16 protein-coding genes and 1 tRNA gene are annotated in these 17,501 nt (G+C 35.0%); 10 read left to right on the top strand and 7 right to left on the bottom strand.

All coding sequences use genetic code 11. The annotated features are described in order from the left end of the window. Positions 1-139: 139 nt before the first annotated feature. The 6 genes from R2I74_RS02740 (at position 140) to ltrA (ending at position 8,646) form a co-directional block, all read left to right on the top strand. The gene (locus R2I74_RS02740; RefSeq protein WP_316353762.1) at positions 140-1,141 is read left to right on the top strand and encodes an NAD(P)/FAD-dependent oxidoreductase; all 1,002 of its coding nucleotides are present in this window, start codon (positions 140-142) and stop codon (positions 1,139-1,141) included. Beyond that, the gene (locus R2I74_RS02735; RefSeq protein ID WP_316353759.1) at positions 1,138-2,031 is read left to right on the top strand and encodes a bifunctional 5,10-methylenetetrahydrofolate dehydrogenase/5,10-methenyltetrahydrofolate cyclohydrolase; all 894 of its coding nucleotides are present in this window, start codon (positions 1,138-1,140) and stop codon (positions 2,029-2,031) included. The genes R2I74_RS02740 and R2I74_RS02735 overlap by 4 nt, the downstream gene beginning before the upstream one ends. Beyond that, positions 2,024-2,788 (top strand): 3'(2'),5'-bisphosphate nucleotidase CysQ family protein, encoded by a 765-nt coding sequence (locus R2I74_RS02730; RefSeq protein WP_316353755.1) that lies wholly within the window; start codon positions 2,024-2,026, stop codon positions 2,786-2,788. The genes R2I74_RS02735 and R2I74_RS02730 overlap by 8 nt, the downstream gene beginning before the upstream one ends. A 238-nt stretch (positions 2,789-3,026) precedes the next feature. Next, complete coding sequence (locus R2I74_RS02725; protein ID WP_316353752.1) at positions 3,027-3,962, top strand: AEC family transporter; 936 nt, start codon at positions 3,027-3,029, stop codon at positions 3,960-3,962. Between the two features lie 91 nt (positions 3,963-4,053). After that, the gene (locus R2I74_RS02720) at positions 4,054-6,324 is read left to right on the top strand and encodes an NADP-dependent malic enzyme (RefSeq protein ID WP_316353749.1); all 2,271 of its coding nucleotides are present in this window, start codon (positions 4,054-4,056) and stop codon (positions 6,322-6,324) included. A 1,014-nt stretch (positions 6,325-7,338) separates the two neighbouring features. Further along, on the top strand, positions 7,339-8,646 hold the full coding sequence (gene ltrA, locus R2I74_RS02715; RefSeq protein ID WP_316353746.1) for a group II intron reverse transcriptase/maturase: 1,308 nt from the start codon (positions 7,339-7,341) through the stop codon (positions 8,644-8,646). Positions 8,647-8,763: 117 nt separating this feature from the next. On the opposite strand, the gene R2I74_RS02710 is transcribed toward ltrA, so the two are convergent. The 7 genes from R2I74_RS02710 to R2I74_RS02680 all read right to left on the bottom strand — a co-directional run bounded on the left by R2I74_RS02710 (position 8,764) and on the right by R2I74_RS02680 (position 14,475). Beyond that, positions 8,764-9,555, bottom strand: a complete 792-nt coding sequence (locus tag R2I74_RS02710; RefSeq protein ID WP_316353743.1) for a hypothetical protein — start codon at positions 9,553-9,555, stop codon at positions 8,764-8,766. A gap of 93 nt (positions 9,556-9,648) precedes the next feature. After that, positions 9,649-10,284: a superoxide dismutase gene (locus R2I74_RS02705; RefSeq protein ID WP_316353741.1), complete on the bottom strand. Its 636-nt coding sequence runs from the start codon at positions 10,282-10,284 to the stop codon at positions 9,649-9,651. A 49-nt stretch (positions 10,285-10,333) separates the two neighbouring features. After that, positions 10,334-10,409: transfer RNA gene (locus R2I74_RS02700), tRNA-Thr, on the bottom strand. Positions 10,410-10,559: 150 nt separating this feature from the next. After that, positions 10,560-11,780 (bottom strand): Bcr/CflA family efflux MFS transporter, encoded by a 1,221-nt coding sequence (locus R2I74_RS02695; RefSeq protein WP_316353739.1) that lies wholly within the window; start codon positions 11,778-11,780, stop codon positions 10,560-10,562. Between the two features lie 239 nt (positions 11,781-12,019). Next, positions 12,020-13,117, bottom strand: a complete 1,098-nt coding sequence (gene ychF / locus R2I74_RS02690) for a redox-regulated ATPase YchF (protein ID WP_316353738.1) — start codon at positions 13,115-13,117, stop codon at positions 12,020-12,022. Positions 13,118-13,308: 191 nt separating this feature from the next. Continuing rightward, entirely contained in the window at positions 13,309-13,866 is a 558-nt protein-coding gene (gene pth, locus R2I74_RS02685) for an aminoacyl-tRNA hydrolase (RefSeq protein ID WP_316353737.1), read from the bottom strand. 6 nt (positions 13,867-13,872) lie between these two features. Beyond that, on the bottom strand, positions 13,873-14,475 hold the full coding sequence (locus R2I74_RS02680; protein WP_316353735.1) for a 50S ribosomal protein L25/general stress protein Ctc: 603 nt from the start codon (positions 14,473-14,475) through the stop codon (positions 13,873-13,875). Positions 14,476-14,824: 349 nt separating this feature from the next. On the opposite strand from R2I74_RS02680, the gene R2I74_RS02675 reads away from it, so the two are divergent. From R2I74_RS02675 to R2I74_RS02660, 4 genes are all read left to right on the top strand, one after another. Next, complete coding sequence (locus tag R2I74_RS02675; protein ID WP_316353732.1) at positions 14,825-15,754, top strand: AEC family transporter; 930 nt, start codon at positions 14,825-14,827, stop codon at positions 15,752-15,754. 72 nt (positions 15,755-15,826) lie between these two features. Further along, positions 15,827-16,066, top strand: coding sequence for a hypothetical protein (locus tag R2I74_RS02670; protein ID WP_316353730.1), 240 nt, complete (start codon positions 15,827-15,829; stop codon positions 16,064-16,066). Further along, positions 16,059-16,430: a type II toxin-antitoxin system VapC family toxin gene (locus R2I74_RS02665; RefSeq protein ID WP_316353728.1), complete on the top strand. Its 372-nt coding sequence runs from the start codon at positions 16,059-16,061 to the stop codon at positions 16,428-16,430. The genes R2I74_RS02670 and R2I74_RS02665 overlap by 8 nt, the downstream gene beginning before the upstream one ends. A 32-nt stretch (positions 16,431-16,462) precedes the next feature. Further along, positions 16,463-17,356: an alpha/beta fold hydrolase gene (locus R2I74_RS02660; RefSeq protein WP_316355254.1), complete on the top strand. Its 894-nt coding sequence runs from the start codon at positions 16,463-16,465 to the stop codon at positions 17,354-17,356. Positions 17,357-17,501 lie beyond the last annotated feature (145 nt).

Raw genomic sequence — 17,501 nt, 5'->3', positions numbered from 1 at the left:
TTAACCAGCAATATAATCTAATAATCTCTGATGATCAACAAAAGATCCTTAAAGTTAATTAGTGCTTTATCGTTCTTTACACAAAATAAATAATTTGTTATGTATAGTGCTTGTTCTATATTTTATCGAGATATGAGCTATGCACACTGATGTTGTTATTATTGGAGCAGGACCTGTAGGGTTGTTTGCAGCCTTTCAGGCTGGTATGCTAGGTATGCGTTGTCATATTATTGATGCGCTGGAGCAACCAGGGGGGCAATGTTATGCGCTATATCCAGAAAAACCTATTTATGATATCCCAGGCTATCCTAAAATTTTAGCAGCGGATCTAGTTAAACAATTGGTGGATCAAGCGGCGCCATTTAATCCTGTATATCATTTCAATCAACGAGTTATAGAGCTTATTACCACAGAAAATAATAATTTTATCATCAAAACTTCTCAAGAGTTAACCATACAAGCCACCGTTATAATAATTGCAGCAGGAGCTGGTGCATTTGATTTTAACAAGCCACCGCTGGCGGGAATTGAATTGTTTGAAAATAAATCAGTATTTTATTTCATAAAAAGTCGCAATGATTTTATTAATAAAAAAATTATAATTGCTGGAGGAGGGGATTCTGCGGTAGATTGGGCAATAACTCTTGCTGAGATTGCCGACAAAGTTTATTTGTTGCATCGACGTGATAAATTCAGAGCAGCGCCGGAGAGCTTAAGGCAAATTAAACAATTGGCTGATGCAGGTAAAATTACAATTATCACTGGGTATCAACTTGATCAGTTAATTGGTAGCGATGGTTACCTGGAGGCGGTAGTGGTCAAAGACCTTGATGGTAATCTTAAGACCATTGAAGCGGACATATTATGCCCATTTTTTGGCTTATTACAAACGCTTGGGCCAATTGCTGAATGGCAGTTGCAGTTAAAATCTCATCATATAGCAGTAACATCGCCGCACTGTATGACTAATATTAATGGAATTTATGCGATAGGTGATATTGCGACGTTTCCTGGTAAGCTCAAATTGATTCTCACTGGTTTCTCAGATGCGGCGCAGGCAGTGCATCATGCATATGCACGGGTGTTTGATGGTAAAGCATTGCATTTTGAGTACTCAACAACCAAGGGGTTGCCAAGATGAAGCAATATCCATCTAATATTATTGATGGTAAGCAGTGTGCAGTTACAATATTAAAAGAATTGGCAGAAAAAGTTAAGTTGTTGAAGCTCTCGTTTAATATTGTTCCAACAATTGCAGTTATTTTAGTTGGTGATAATCCAGCAAGTATAATTTATGTTCGTGGTAAATTAAAAGCGGCAGCTGATTGTGGTATGAACGCAACTACCGTAAATTTGCCGTCAACGGTTACTAGTGTAGAACTGCTAAATTGTATTACAGCATTAAATGACAATCATACTATATCAGGTATAATTGTGCAATTACCGTTGCCAGCTCATATTAATCAGAAAAATATTGCTTTAGCAATAAATCCGGATAAAGACATTGATGGGTTTCATCCATTAAATGTTGGTTGTTTATACAATAATGCAATTTTTGATGGTTTTATTCCTCCTACTGCTTTGGGCTGTCTTGCCTTAATAAAAAAATGTGATGTTGTTTTAGCAGAAGCACATGCTGTAATTATCGGTCGCTCAAATATAGTAGGAAGGCCGCTGGCTGCGCTCTTACTTAAAGAGGATTGTACGGTTACAATCTGTCATTCTAAAACCAAGAATTTACAAAATATCACCTCTCAAGCCGATATAGTTATCTCTGCAATCGGAATTCCTGCGAAGTTATCTGCTAAGTATTTTAATCCTACTGCGATCGTAATTGATGTTGGTATTACCAGACTATCTGCTGATAATCCAAAGATAGTTGGTGACGTCGATTTTTTTAATGTGTATGATAAAGTACGTTTTATTACACCGGTTCCTGGAGGAGTTGGTCCGATGACCATTGCTTTCTTACTCTCAAACACCTTAAAAGCTTGTTGCAGGCAGCATCATCTTACTGATTTATATGTATAATTCAATCAATGCTCTCAAGACACTTATCACCGAAGCTGGTCAAATAGCTTTAAAGGTAAAAGATTCTGGTATTATTGTTAATTATAAAGCAGATAATTCTCCAGTTACTAATGCTGACCAGGAGATTAGCCAGTTTATTTATCAGGGTTTGCAAATGATTGCCCCAGAAATAACGGTTATTTGTGAAGAGCGATTCAAGCAACAATTAACTACTAATATTTTCTGGTTGGTAGACCCTATAGATGGTACTAGAAGTTATATCAGAAGAGAGGAGAGCTATACTGTGAATATCGCTCTAATTAAGGATAATATTCCTATTATTGGCCTAATTTATCAACCAGCTACCTCTAAGCTCTATTATACTGATAGTAATCACGGTTTATGTATTGAGCAAAATCAACTGTTGCTAAAACAAAATGAGCGCTTACCAGGAAACGATAAATATATTGCTGTTGTTGGCGCTCAGGATTTAGATAAAAATACTAGTACTTTTTTACAAAACCATGATATTAGCAAAGTAATAAATATTTCAAGTTCAATCAAATTATGTTTAATCGCAGAAGGAAGTGCTGATATATACCCAAAATTTGAACAAACGATGGAATGGGATATTGCAGCAGGGCACGCTTTAATAATATCTAGTGGTGGTAATATTACCGATCTCCATGGGCAGCAGCTGACATACGGAAAGCATAATTTTGAAAATCATCATTTTCTTGCTTTCAGTAAATACTGGCTTAATGATAAGTCTATTTAAGCAGGACTTTGCTTAAATATCAAAATTGTGATATTATGTCGAATAGTGAGAGTGCTCAATGAACTGTGTCAATTAAAGTAAGATTCGTCATTGCGAGGCGTTGCCGAAGCAATTCAGTCAATTATTCTGAGTTTTTTCTGGATTGCTTCAGACAGAGCCCTCGCAATGACGATTTGACACAGTTCATTGAACACTCTTCGAATAGTCAAAATTCAGCGCAATTCTAAAACATCTTACAATGCAAGACATACTCTTCAGCACTTTGCCAATTTTTTTGATTACCCTTATTGGCAGTATCATCAAAAGAAAATGGCTGGTTTCAGAGGAGTTTTGGCGAGGTTTGGAGAAGCTATCTTATTTTTTATTGTTTCCTGCATTATTGTTTAATTACATTTCAACAGCTGATTTAAAATCAGTCTCACTATTCAAGTTAATATTAGGATTGGTTATCTCTACAAGTATTATATCTATCGCCTTAATCCTGCATCGTAGGCACACTAATGGCGATAAAATACAATTTACTTCAATTTTTCAGGGTTCAATACGTTATAATAACTATATCTTTTTTAGTGTAAGTAATGCGTTGTTTGATGCTTTTGGTCTGACGATAGTTGCGGTTATTTCTTCATATATGATTGTTTTTACTAACTTGTTATCTATACTAGTGTTTGCCAGCTTTGTTTCCAATCAGAAAAATGAAAAACATCATGGTTTACATTTTGTAACATTATCATTAAAGCTTATTTTCACTAATCCTCTTATTATCTCCAGTATTTTAGGTTTTATCTTCAATTATGCTGAGGTAGAGCTAAATCTTGGGGTACAAAAAACCATATCTAGTCTTTCTGATTCAGCATTAGCTATTGGAATGTTAAATGTTGGTGCTAGCTTAAAATTTATAGCATATAGAAAATACTATCGACAAATATTGTATACCAGCTTAATCAAATTGGTGCTACTACCCATAGTTACTTTTGTTGTGCTGTGGTTAATGTCTGTTAATGACTTGGAACGGTCAATTGGCATATTATATAGTTGTATACCTTGTGCTAGTACAGCTTATGCTTTATCTCGACAACTAGGCGGAGACCCAGAGTCAATGGCATCAATTATTACATTTATGACTATTTTTTCAGTAGTATCGTTATCTATTTTAATGTATATTTTAGGTTGATTTTATATTTAATAAAAGTAAGAATTAATACTTTCTTTAGTATATTATAGAGAATTTATTGCGGCATCGAAAAATATAAGAGGTACAGCATATGGATAAAATTAATAAGTCAGAATATGAAAAAGCTCTAAAATATCATGCTCAAGATAGACCTGGTAAAATTGCTGTTGTTCCTACTAAGCCTTTGGTTACCCAACAGGATTTGTCGCTTGCTTATACGCCAGGAGTAGCAGCTCCTTGTCTTGAAATTGCAAAAAATCTGGATAATATTTATAAATATACTGCTCGTGGTAATATAGTTGCGGTTATATCTAATGGTACAGCGGTACTTGGTTTAGGTAATTTAGGTGCTGCTGCTTCAAAACCAGTCATGGAAGGTAAAGCTGTACTATTCAAAAATTTTGCTGATATTGATGCAATTGATCTTGAAGTTGATACTACTGATCCGGAAGAATTTATCAATGTAGTGAAATATTTGGGCTATAGTTTTGGTGGTATCAATCTAGAAGATATTAAAGCTCCTGAATGTTTTATTATTGAGGAGCGTTTAAATAATTGTATGCAGATACCAGTATTTCATGATGACCAACATGGTACTGCAATTATCGCTAGTGCAGGATTAATCAATGCTGCTTATCTGACAAATCGTACTTTTGCTGAGATGAAGATAGTAGTTAATGGTGCAGGGGCTGCTGCACTTGCTTGCATAGAATTATTAATAGCGTTAGGTGCTGTCAGCCAGAATATTACACTTTGTGATACTAATGGAGTGGTTTATCAAGGGCGAACTGAAGGAATGAATAAATGGAAAGAAAAATATGCTATTGAGACTAAATTGCGTACTTTAACTGAAGCAATGAATGGTGCTGATGTTTTTCTTGGTTTGTCTGCGCGTGGAGCGGTCACAAAAGAAATGGTTGCTGCTATGGCATTAAATCCTATTATTTTTGCTCTAGCCAATCCTGAACCTGAAATTTCGCCAGAAAGTATCAAGGCAGTGCGCAGTGATGCCATTATTGCAACTGGTCGTTCTGATTATAATAATCAGGTCAATAATGTGATGGGGTTTCCTTATATTTTTCGTGGAGCATTAGATGTACGTGCTACTACCATTAATCAAGAAATGAAAATTGCAGCAAGTCAAGCGCTAGCTGAATTAGCCAGATCTCCTGTTCCAGATGAAGTATATAAAGCTTATCCTGATCGTAAAATGTGTTTTGGCTCGGAATATATTATTCCGGTACCATTTGACCCACGATTAATTAGCACTATCCCTGTTGCAGTGGCTGTTGCTGCTATAGCCAGTGGAGCGACAAAGATTACTAATCTTGATTGTAAGGCTTATAAAGCTGAATTAATGAGTAGACTAAATCCGACATCCAGCTATATGAATTTTTTATTTGAAAAAATTCATAAGCATCCGAAAAGAATTGTTTTTGCTGAAGGTGAGGAAGAAGAAGTAATTAAGGCAGCAATGATGATGCGTGATGATGCTCTTGGTTACCCCATTTTAGTTGGACGTTCTCATAAAATCACTCCCATGATCAATAATATGGGAGTAGAACATAATTTGGAAGGCATTGCCATAATGAATGCGGCAATTAACCCAAATCTCAAAAAATATATTGATGCTCTGTATAGTAAATTACAACGTAAAGGGTTTTTATATCGTGATTGCGCCAGATTAGTTAAAACTGATCGTAATGTGTTTGCTGCATGTATGGTAGCTAGTGGTGATGCAGACGCAGTGGTTACTGGCCTCAATAAGAGTTATTTTAATAATTTTGAAGATATTGCCAAAGTAATACAGCCAAAAGTTGGCAACAGAATCCTGAGTTATTCAATAATGCTTGCTAAAGAACACCAAGTATTGATTGCTGATAATGCTGTTAATGAGCTGCCGTCTTCTCAAGAATTGGTAGAGCTTGCTATACAAATGGCTGGAATTGCCAAGAACATGGGTTATTATCCACGAGTTGCTTTATTATCATTCTCAAATTTTGGCAATCCTATGCGTGAAGAGGCTAGTCGTATCCAAGAAGCGGTTAAAATACTTGATAATATGAAAGTAGATTTTGAATATGATGGAGAAATGTCGGCAGATATTGCCTTAAATCCAGAGTTACATAAAATTTATCCTTTCTGTCGTTTATCTGGTTCAGCTAACGTATTGATAATGCCAGATCTACATTCGGCAGCCATTGCTACTCAATTATTGCAAGAACTGGGAGCTGGGGTATTTATTGGTCCAATACTGAATGGGTTTGAGTATTCCGTGCAAATAGTGCCAATGGGATCCAGTGCGAGCCAAATTCTCAAAATTGCCGCTTTTGCGGCTATTGAAGTGATAAATGATGGGTGAGCGTTGTTCACGGTTCTTAGAGGGTAGATGTAAACAAAACGTTAATTGAATTTTTGCCTATTTTCTTATCCTTCTACGCCAAATTTTATTCTAATCCAGAGTTGGGGTTCTACATTTTTGCTTAGCTTAAGATTTCAAGTAGAAAAAACTGGATCCCGACCCCCGCCGGGATGACATCGAGGGATCGGGAGTGACCAGGGTATTTTCAAAAACCGTGAACACTCATGATAAGAAGGTTTATCAATCCAACTTGATGAAAAATAGTCAAAAATGCTTTTTATGCAATATCTTGAGCAAGTTCTAGCAGTTCCTCTGTAATTAGCCCTTGTCCTTCGTTACCGTATCAAATACTATATCAGCTGCATATTGTTTAGCTTGCGGTAGAGCATTTTGCTGTAATGCAGACGTTATTAACCCCACGGTTTGAGCAGTTAATTTGATGTTTTTACCACTTTCAAATAGCTTTGCTATAGATTCTAAATTCTTATATATATTAATTGGTACTTAAATATTTTGTTCTTGTGGTTGGACTATGGCACGCCGATGCAGGCGAATTACAAGGGAAGTGAAAGTCTTCCTGACTCCAATTGACCGTTTGGGAGTCTAGCAAGGGTCGAGTTTATAGAGTGATTTATAGGCTTAAGTGATCTGTATGCAAAACAACGGGCTGCAACAAAAGTGAACTCAAATTAGCTTCGTAAAAGAATTAATGCACTTGCCGACTGTATCGTAGTCACGGGAAGGCTAGTAAAGGATAGGGATAAATGGTTATATGAACTATCTTGTGGGTGCCGGAGTAGAAGAGGTTGCACGTTGGGAATGTATTTCGTCGTAGGTCGGGAGATCTTGTATAATTTTCTTGGCCAGAAAGAACGCTATAGTATAAGGTAACGCCGAAATCCATAGCGGTTATACAAGAAGTCCGCTGAGCCCATAGTATCGTTTGTATCGATATGGAAACATATTGAGAGAAAAGGGGCTCTACTTTAGTAGCTGAATTTAAAAGAGTTGAGAGTGTCCAATTGCATAAAAGCTAGGAATGGAATAAGTAAAGTTAGTCAACTTCAGAGAATTCTATATCTTAAATCCAAGCAGGAGGTAAATTACAAATTTTATAGTTTATATGATAAAGTCTATCGTACAGATGTATTGCAAGAAGCTTGGAGACAAGTTAAGGCTAACAAAGGTGCGGCAGGAAATGATGGTGTTACGATTGAACAGATCATAACCACAGGATATGAAGAAGAAATGATCAGGGAATTGCAGCAAGGGCTAAAAGATCAAAGTTACAAGTTTTCATCTATAAGACAAGTAGCAATACCAAAACCTAAAGGCGGCACACGTTTATTAGGAATTGCAACGGTAAAAGATCGAATAGTGCAAACAGCAATGAAGATAGTCATTGAACCAATATTCGAAGCTGATTTTCATGATTGCTCCTACGGTTATAGGCCGAAACGAAATGCTAAACAAGCTTCTCTAGCAATTAGAGAAGATTTATATGATCGAGCCGCTACGGTAGTAGAAATAGATTTTGAATCATATTTTGACAGTATTCCTCACGGTAACCTGCTAATACTAATTAAGCAGAGAATAAGTGATGGAGCTATGTTGAGGTTGATAAAGCAAAGCCTGAAAGTTGACATAGATAAGTCTGGTAATCAGAAAAGAGTGAAGATAGGCGTGCCACAGGGCTCACCTATTTCACCTTTATATAGCAATATTTATCTAAATCTAATAGATCAAATATGGCATAAAATGCAATACCCCTGGAAATTACATCGTTTCGCCGATGATGTAGTTTTAGTGTGCCAACGAGATGGTTATAAAGCTTTAAAGAAATTTCAGGAAATTACCGAAAGATTAAGCCTAAAATTAAATCAAAGTAAAACAAAAGTTACAAGATTAATAGAAGGTTTTGATTTTGTAGGATTTAATTTTATAAAACGACAAAGTCCTACTAGTGGAAAGAATACCATATATATATTTCCAGCGAAGTCGTCTGAACAAAAGATTAGAAATAGTATAAAATATAAAACATCATGGCGAGCCCCTATACAACCCGAAGAGTTTGTAGAACAAATTAATACAATGGTAAGAGGATGGAGCAATTACTATCTTCATACTAATGCTAGTCAAGCATTCAGGAAACTACAGAGGTTCATCAATATACGTTTTCGGAGATATTTACACCGTAGAAGAAAAGGCCACGGTTATGGATGGCAACACTATCCAAATAGCAAACTATATACCAAAGGTATAATATACATCGGTAGTGGAATGCTGGAACACATCCGAAAGCCTGTGAATGATTTAAGATGAATACACTATCGGTTCGCTGTATTCGGGAAAACTGAACGTACAGTGAGATGAGAAGGGAATGGTTAAAATTTATGAAGCAATTGGAATTATAATAATCGTATTATGAACGAAAGAACTTTAATGAGTTTTGACTATTTCCTTACTCGAGCCAGCTAATTTAACCAAATCATTAGGCACTACTAATTCTTCTGCACCTAGTGTTCCTGCTTTCTTTAAAGCTTCAGTAACAATAAAAATAGCATCTTGCTTTACTTTAGCACCAGCAAATGGATCAGTTAACACCGCTCTTAGTTGATTAAGAGTTATTTCATTGAATTTAGTAACACCAATTTCATTACCTTGAAAACCACTAGCTATTGCCGCAATGATCTGTGAATTATAGCTTGGCTTTTGCGTTGGGATTATATTACTGCCATAATTTAGTTTATTAGTAATTAATGCTACGTTCATTAAATCTGCAGGAACATTTTCTCCCTTTTCAACAGCTTTATTTATGATAAAAATTGCGTCCTGCGCTGCTAGTGTTGAAGAATCTTGAAGCGCAATTCTTATTTGATTTAAAGTACCTTCTGTTAACTTTATTGACTCATCTCCTCTTCTATAAGAATCGGCAACAATTTGCAGTAATCCACTATTTACTTGACTTAATGGTTGTGGAACAAATTGCTTTGGAGCCTCAGGTTTTTTAAACTCAAAATTTGTAAACCCTTGGGAATTATATGGATTAAAGTTATTCTGCCCTGCTTCTCCATCTAAACCATATCTTATACTTAGAAAATCTAATGGTAAAGATCCTTTGTCTCTCTTGTCATCATGAGAAGCACCTTTTATCAACTGAGCTTTTTGTATCTGTAAGTCAGCTTGTACCTTCTGAACTATCTCCTGATTATAATCATAAATGCTTTTCATAAACTTATACCCATGTTTATATTTATAATATTATATTAGCATTTATTTGCAAATATAGCAATATTTTATTTACAAACATTAATAATAATAACTTTATTTTAGTAATTCATTACAATTAAGTTCGGCAAATTCCCAATTAATCATATGTTCAATATAGGTTGTAACATAATCAGGGCGCTTATTGCGATAATCAACATAGTAAGCATGTTCCCAAACATCACAAGCAAGTAAAGGCTGAATATCTTGAGTAATTGGCGTATCAGCATTAGCAGTTTTAATTATCTTTAGCTTTCCTTGTTCACACACAAGCCAAGCCCATCCACTACCAAATTGACTTACTGCTGCAGTTTTAAATTCAGTGACAAAATTCTCAAAACTACCAAAATCTTTGTTAATGTGATTTAACATCTTCTCACCAGGAATCTTGCCGCCATTTGGTTTAATTGAATGCCAAAAAAAACTATGATTCCATATCTGAGCAGCATTATTAAATAAAGCCTGATTTTTAGAATGAGTCAGTTTTATTAATTCTTCCAAGCTCTTATCTTGTAATTCCTGATTATTCTGCAGTAAATTGTTTAAATTTGTTACATAAGCCTGATGATGTTTACCGTGATGATATTCGAACGTTTCTGCAGTAAAATGTGGAAGAAAATCTTCACGATTAAAAGGTAATTCCGGCAAAATAAACGGATATGAATTTTGATTAGAATGTGTTGAATAGATCATAATAAGACTCCTGTTTACTTAAAAAATAATTTACAAAATGCTTTCCAAATGGTGCCGGTAAGAGGACTCGAACCCCCGACCTACACATTACGAATGTGCCGCTCTACCAACTGAGCTATACCGGCCTAAACTAGGCGGCTTGTGAACATTCTCTATGATAAGCAGATTTATAGGAGTTTTCGCCCTCTCGATCCGCAGCGTACTTAAGTACGTGAGGATTCGAGGACGAAAACAACGAAGAAATCAGCCATTAGAGAGAAATGTTCACAAGCCGCCTAGTTAAAGTTATATTTCTGTTTACTCAAACTCCATCTTTGAATTAGATAAAAAGATAAACTACAACAAGCACTCAAACTAAATAGTAATATACTAAATTTATTAATATCTTCACTATGTAATTTTGATACTGTAAAACTAATTATCGCTACAAGCAAGTAATATAGCGAACCAAAGATCGAACCAGCTGTTCCTGTAACTTTGGCGTAATCCTCTAAAGCATATCGCAAAGTCATTGGCATAAGTAATCCATGACCTATCATATGTAGTACCATTGGCACAAAGATTATGATTATTACAAAATACTTTGTGGTTTTATCTAAAATTAAATAAGACGATATTACCAGTAATGCACAACCAACAATACTTAACAATAAACCGATAACCATAATTTTGGTACCGCTAACTCCTTTATTGATCCAATATCTACCATTAAAACTACCAAATGCCATCGCAAAACTAAGTGAGAATGCTAAACAGCCATATTGTGATGGCAACATACCAATTTTATTGATAAATACAAACGGTGCTTCCATATAAAAACCAAAAGCCATACCATTAAAAGCACCAATAATAAAAGCGTATAATAATACTATTCGATCTCTTATAACTACCTTAAACACCATTGAATATTTACTACGTTGTGCAACTCCAATATAAGGGTTGGTTTCCGGTAAATATTTGATATAAGCTAATAATAATGAAGAAGATATTACGCTCAAAAATACAAAAATATAGCGCCAACCAAAATATTCTACCACATATCCACCAATGGCAGAACCAAGTGATGGTGCTAATGCTAGCCACATTGATACACTAGCATAAACATACGACAAAGCTGCTCCTTCGTAGGAATCTCTGGCCATGGCCTGACCTATTACCGAACCAACACTTGCTCCAAATGCGGCAGTAAATCGTAATATCATTAATGTCTGAATATCACTTACAAAAATACTACAAATTATCGACATCAAATATAAGGTCATACCACCCAGTACCACAGGTCTCCTACCAAAAATATCAGACACCCTACCTAACGATAATATACCTAAGGCAAAACCTAAAAAATATATACTCGAGCTAACTTGCGCTACTCCACCGCTAATATTGAAGTAACTGGAAATATCTGGAAGCGCAGCCGTATACACCAGTTCAGTAGTATGCGATAACGCAAATAAACAAAGTAGCATCCAAAGTGGAATCTGCCCAATAATTTTCATATATATTCCGTGAATAAACGAACATGTTTTACTGGATTGTTTCGACTACTATCGTAGTCTTGCAATGACGAATCTTACTTTAATTAGTTCATTGAACGAGTTTGGGTTCGAGATAGACGAAGGTCAAAATCAAGGAGTGCTAGGAATGTCAAAGTCGAGCACCGTAGCGTATCTTAAATAAGCAAGGAGCGCAGATCTTTAGACATGACGCCGCAATACGCAGATTTTCACCGAGTATATTAGAGGTTGAATCTGAAATGCATTATATCACCACCCTGTACTCTATATTCTTTACCCTCTAGACGCATTTTACCTATTTCTTTAGCTCTTACCTCTCCTCTGCAAGAGATGTAGTCATTATATGATATCACCTCAGCACGGATAAAACCTTTTTCAAAATCAGTATGAATAATACCAGCAGCTTCTGGCGCAAGCGTACCAACCTTGAAAGTCCAAGCATGCACCTCTTTTGGACCGACGGTAAAAAAACTTTGTAAATCCAGTAGATTATACGAAGATTTGATAATCTTGCTTAATCCTGTTTCAGCTAATCCTATGCTATCTAAAAATTCAATTTTTTCTTGTACGCTAGCAAGGTTAGCTATTTCTGCTTCAATTTTTGATGAAATAATAATAGATTCCGCTTGTTCTTTTTTAGCTTTATCAGCAATATTATTGGTAAATTCATTACCATCACATGCTTCCTGTTCCAAAACATTACAGACATACAACACTGGTTTTGCAGTTAATAGTTGTAATTTACTGATCTCACTCTTGTCATATGCCCCTACCAAATCTCGTGCTGGCTTTCCTGCACTTAAAAGCTGGTATATAGCTTGCAGTAAATCTAGTTCTGCATTCAAAGCCTTGTCACCTGTTTTTAAACGTTTTTTGGTAGCAGCTAAACGACGCTCGACTGATTCAAGGTCAGCAAGTATAAGCTCTGTTTCTATTATTTCTGCATCATGCAACGGATCAATCGCACCGTGTACATGAGTAATATCGTCGTCCTTAAAACAACGTAGTACATGTAAAATTGCATCGACCTCCCTAATATGAGATAAAAACTTATTACCTAGTCCCTCTCCTTTGCTAGCACCTGCAACCAGTCCCGCAATATCAACAAATTCTATATAAGCAGGAATTATCTTGCCTGAGCCAGCAATAGAGGCTAGTTGCTCCAAGCGCTCATCTGGAACAGCTGTAATACCAGTGTTCGGTTCGATGGTACAAAATGGGTAATTAGCTGCTGCAGCTGCCTGACTAGCAGTTAAGGCATTAAACAAAGTTGATTTACCCACATTTGGTAGTCCAACAATACCACATTTTAATGTCATAAGTTTATTCTCAGATATTTTTGATAGATCTTAGTCATCCTGAATTTACTTCAGGATCTTGTGCAATTTTGACGAGATCCAGAAACAAGTTCGGGATGACTATCGCTAGTTCAGGATAACAACAAATTTTGGTAAAAAAATGGAGAACTTAAAATCAGCATAAAATTGGCATGTATATAACGTGTATATCATCAAATCTTCTGTTTAAAATCCTCGATCTGACCATGCGCTAATAGACTAAAATTATCGCTAACTATTTTTATAGAATTAAGAATACAATTATATTCATCATCAGTAAAGCTACCTAATACATAATCAGATACTGAAAATTCGCTATTAACTGGTCGATCTATGCCTATTCGTAAGCGATAATAATCTTTACCTAACAAATGATCTATCGATCTTAATCCATTATGGCCACCATTACCACCAGCAAATTTTACCTTGATCTTCCCTAACTCCAGGTCTATATCATCATGAATCACTAATATGTCCTCTGGCCTAATCTTGTAGTAGCTTACAATAGCAAGTACTGCAATACCGGAACAATTCATATAAGTATTAGGCTTACAAAAAATTAACTTACTATTATCCAGTATGCCACAAGCTATATTAGCTTGCATTTTTTTATCGCTATTCCAAGAAAGCCCTAAACTATTACTTAAATAATCAACTACTGCAAAACCCACATTATGACGAGTATTTAAATACTCTTTACCACAATTGCCAAGCCCTACAATTAGCTGCATTTTAGACTATGCCTTGGCGGCAGCAGCATTCTCATCATCGGCCTTACCACCTCTATTACCAATTATCGAAGCTATGATCAGGTCTGGCTTACAAAACAACTTACATCCTTTTGGTAATTCAATATTCTTGGCTTTCAAAGAATTCCCCACCCTCATCTCGCTTACATCAATAGTAACACAAGCTGGGATATGATTTACTTCACACTCCAAGGTAATTGTTCTTTTAACTATATTAAAAAATCCTCCACGCTTAACACCTACAGAGCGTTCTTTTCCTTCAAATACTATTGGCACTTCTAATTTTTGTACTTTGCTATCCAGGTAGATAAAATCCACATGCCTAACCATATCAGTTACAGGATGCAGTTCAATTGCTTTAGGTAAAATTTTATGTTTTTTACCACCTACCTCAAGCTGAATAACCGTTGAGATAAAATTAGGTTTTCGGTAAAGTTTAGTAATTTCTTTTTCTAGAATTGCTATTGCTAGATTTTTTTTACCAACACCATAAATAATCGCAGGAACCATTCCGTTTCTACGCAAAGCCCTAGCTGCACCAGTACCAAGTTGTTCTCGGGTTTCAGCTGGGAGAGTTAAGATCTCGCTCATCATTTTTCTCCAGTTTTAAAAGCGCATTATAATATTAAATTATACTAAGTTCAATAGACTTCTTTCCTTACTGATCTTGAGAGGTGATTTTGTTGTCAAAACTAAGCGAACATGAGATTGATTTCTTAAAATTTAATCATAAAAATTACCTCAAAAAGAATTTGATTGCTATTTTGGCACAAACATATTAAATAGATTAATTAGCAATAGACCTCTTGCATAATTTTATCGTCAAAATTTGACTCCGGTTCTCTTGCGATCCTCATCTGCATTTTTCCTAAAAGTTTCGCAACCGTTTCTAGCTTATGCAAGAGGTCTACTTTAACATTTTTGCAAAGCTGCCTATTTCATGTCAATCATAAGCATAGTTTTCTTAAAAACTGTTTCTGTATTACTAAGCGTAGTTATAGGATTTTTGGCAGGAAGGTATTCCAATGTTGAAAAAGAAAGCATAGCTTCACTTTTATTTTACTTTATCTCACCAATAGTATTTTTTGCAATTCCAGCAAGCACCACCCTTACTTTTTCTGCTTTAAGCATAACTTTAGTAACATTCCTGATAGCTAGCGGCCTCTCTATATTTTCTTATTATTTCTTTGGCAGATATTGGCAAGATCATACTAGAAACATCATTGCATTCTCAGCTGGTAATGCCAATGTTGGATATTTTATGTTACCAATTGCTGCAGCACTTTTTGACGATTATACCTTAAGTATTTATATGATGGCTATCATCGGTATAACTATTTATGAATCCTCTGTAGGTTATTATTTTTGCGCCAGAAGTTTCAGCTCAACTAAAGACAGTATTATAAAAATATTTAAACTACCTACTTTAAACAGCTTTTTTCTGGGATGTTGCTTTAGCTTTGCTGATTTTGAATTACCGGACTTCCTTGATGATTTTATCTATAGTATGCGTGGCGCATATTCAATATTAGGAATGATTATGGTAGGACTAGGTATTTCAAAATTGCATAAATTTGAAATAGATTTAAAATTTACCCTGGCTACTTTTACTGCAAAATTTGTTTTTTATCCAATTGCGATCAATATTTTTATTTTTTTAGATCGATTTATAATGAAGTGGTATGATGAAAACTATTATACTGCTTTGCAGTTGCTATCAACAGCGCCAATGGCTGCCAATATAATTGTAATTGCTAGTTTACAAAAATTTCATCCCGAAAGAGTTGCTGCCACTGTGCTACTTTCATTATTATTTGTATTAATATACATGCCGGTAATGGTTAGTATATTCTTAAATGATTTAAACTAATAAACATCGAATTTGACTTCTGATTGTACGTACATTATACTACTATAGCACGTACATATATTTGAGGAAAATATGGTTACAACTGTTACTAATTTAAGACAAAAGATTTTTGGCGAAATTGATAAAGTAATCGAAACAGGACAACCTATAGAAATTGAACGAAATGGACATAAACTAAAAATAATTCTTGAAAGCAAAAAATCAAAATTATCATCTTTAGTAAAAAGAAACAATGTTATTAACTGTTCTACCAAAGAACTGATATATAACAATTGGGCTAAAGAGTGGAAATATGAAAAAAATAATGATTGATACTCATATAGTAATATGGCTATATGCAGGCACAATTGAAGAAGTCTCTACAAAGGCTCAAAAACACATAGAATCTAATGAATTATTGATTAGTCCTATTATATTACTTGAGCTTCAATATCTTTTCGAAATCGGTAAAATCTCTGTTGATTCGGAAACAATATATAATGACTTACATTTTAGAATAGGACTAAGAATTGATCATGAAACATTGTGGAGTAGGATTATTAAGGAAGCTTTAATGCTAAATTGGACTAGAGATCCGTTTGATCGTATAATCGTAGCACATGCTAGCGTGTTGGGATATAACCTGATCAGTAAAGATCAATTAATTAAATTGAATTTTAATAACACTATTTGGTAGTAAGCTCTGTAAAAAAAAATTTTAATAATTTGATGAAATTACAAAAACACTCAATTGAAATTGATCCATACACTACTTGGCTCAATCCGCAATCAATTCCTAAACACCAAATATCTTACCTTGAATTTGGTGATCCGAATAACCATAATATTTTAATTTGCGCTCATGGTTTAACCAGGAATGCCCATGACTTTGCTAAATTAGGAACTGCTTTAGGAGATACTTACCGAGTAATTGCTCTCTGCTATCCAGGACGTGGTGACAGTGATTTTTTTGCTGATAAGAACCATTATAATTACCAAGTATATATGCAAGATACTTTATTAGTTCTAGAAAAACTTAATATTAAAAACAATCTTCATAATACTATATGGCTTGGCACTTCCATGGGTGGTATTATAGGGATGACTCTAGCAAGTAAATATAAAGATATTTTTAAAGGAATGATTCTTAACGATATTGGACCTTTTTTGCCAGTAGAAGCTTTACTCAGGATTATTAAATATGCTGGTCAAGTGATTTATCTTGACGATCTTGGTAGTGCAAAACAGCATTTAAAAATGATTTATAACCAATTTGGTATTTCTGATGAAGCAGATTGGGATTATTTAACTCAACATAGTTTCAAACTAAATATAGATGGCAAATACCAAATGAACTATGATCCCATGATAGTACATGGAGTAGCTGCCGATCCCACCAAACTAAAAGACGTTAGTATGTGGCCAATATGGCGCAATATCGAATGTCCTTTGCTGGTTATTCGCGGCGCACTATCAAATATTCTACAAGATAGTACTATCAAAGAGATGCAAAAATCACGTGATTTTGACCTTTATATAGTGGATTATGCTGGGCATGCACCAGCATTAATGACAAATGACCAGATATTGGTTATAAGATCATGGATTAAAACAATACTATAATACTCGGTCAAAATTGAGAATTGCGTTGTCGTATCCAAAGATCTGCGGTGCTCACGTACTAAAGTACGCTGCGCTCCTCGACTTTGATACTCCTAGCACTTCTTCAATTTTGACCTTCGTCTATTTAATTCTTTATTACCAACAA

Origin of the sequence: Candidatus Trichorickettsia mobilis, assembly GCF_963422225.1 — a bacterium.
GTDB lineage: Bacteria > Pseudomonadota > Alphaproteobacteria > Rickettsiales > Rickettsiaceae > Trichorickettsia > Trichorickettsia mobilis_B.
The sequence above is the reverse complement of the archived record's forward strand: the minus strand, read 5'-3'. Positions and strand labels throughout refer to the sequence as shown.

What these genes read in the sequence shown, in the direction of transcription:
- R2I74_RS02705 (WP_316353741.1), bottom strand. Translation starts at nt 10,284, where the DNA reads ATGATCTATTCAACACATTCTAATCAAAATTCATATCCGTTTATTTTG.
- R2I74_RS02670 (WP_316353730.1), top strand. Translation starts at nt 15,827, where the DNA reads ATGGTTACAACTGTTACTAATTTAAGACAAAAGATTTTTGGCGAAATT.
- R2I74_RS02725 (WP_316353752.1), top strand. Translation starts at nt 3,027, where the DNA reads ATGCAAGACATACTCTTCAGCACTTTGCCAATTTTTTTGATTACCCTT.
- R2I74_RS02730 (WP_316353755.1), top strand. Translation starts at nt 2,024, where the DNA reads ATGTATAATTCAATCAATGCTCTCAAGACACTTATCACCGAAGCTGGT.
- R2I74_RS02740 (WP_316353762.1), top strand. Translation starts at nt 140, where the DNA reads ATGCACACTGATGTTGTTATTATTGGAGCAGGACCTGTAGGGTTGTTT.
- R2I74_RS02720 (WP_316353749.1), top strand. Translation starts at nt 4,054, where the DNA reads ATGGATAAAATTAATAAGTCAGAATATGAAAAAGCTCTAAAATATCAT.
- R2I74_RS02660 (WP_316355254.1), top strand. Translation starts at nt 16,463, where the DNA reads ATGAAATTACAAAAACACTCAATTGAAATTGATCCATACACTACTTGG.
- R2I74_RS02680 (WP_316353735.1), bottom strand. Translation starts at nt 14,475, where the DNA reads ATGAGCGAGATCTTAACTCTCCCAGCTGAAACCCGAGAACAACTTGGT.
- pth (WP_316353737.1), bottom strand. Translation starts at nt 13,866, where the DNA reads ATGCAGCTAATTGTAGGGCTTGGCAATTGTGGTAAAGAGTATTTAAAT.
- R2I74_RS02735 (WP_316353759.1), top strand. Translation starts at nt 1,138, where the DNA reads ATGAAGCAATATCCATCTAATATTATTGATGGTAAGCAGTGTGCAGTT.
- R2I74_RS02665 (WP_316353728.1), top strand. Translation starts at nt 16,059, where the DNA reads ATGATTGATACTCATATAGTAATATGGCTATATGCAGGCACAATTGAA.
- R2I74_RS02710 (WP_316353743.1), bottom strand. Translation starts at nt 9,555, where the DNA reads ATGAAAAGCATTTATGATTATAATCAGGAGATAGTTCAGAAGGTACAA.
- R2I74_RS02695 (WP_316353739.1), bottom strand. Translation starts at nt 11,780, where the DNA reads ATGAAAATTATTGGGCAGATTCCACTTTGGATGCTACTTTGTTTATTT.
- R2I74_RS02675 (WP_316353732.1), top strand. Translation starts at nt 14,825, where the DNA reads ATGTCAATCATAAGCATAGTTTTCTTAAAAACTGTTTCTGTATTACTA.
- ychF (WP_316353738.1), bottom strand. Translation starts at nt 13,117, where the DNA reads ATGACATTAAAATGTGGTATTGTTGGACTACCAAATGTGGGTAAATCA.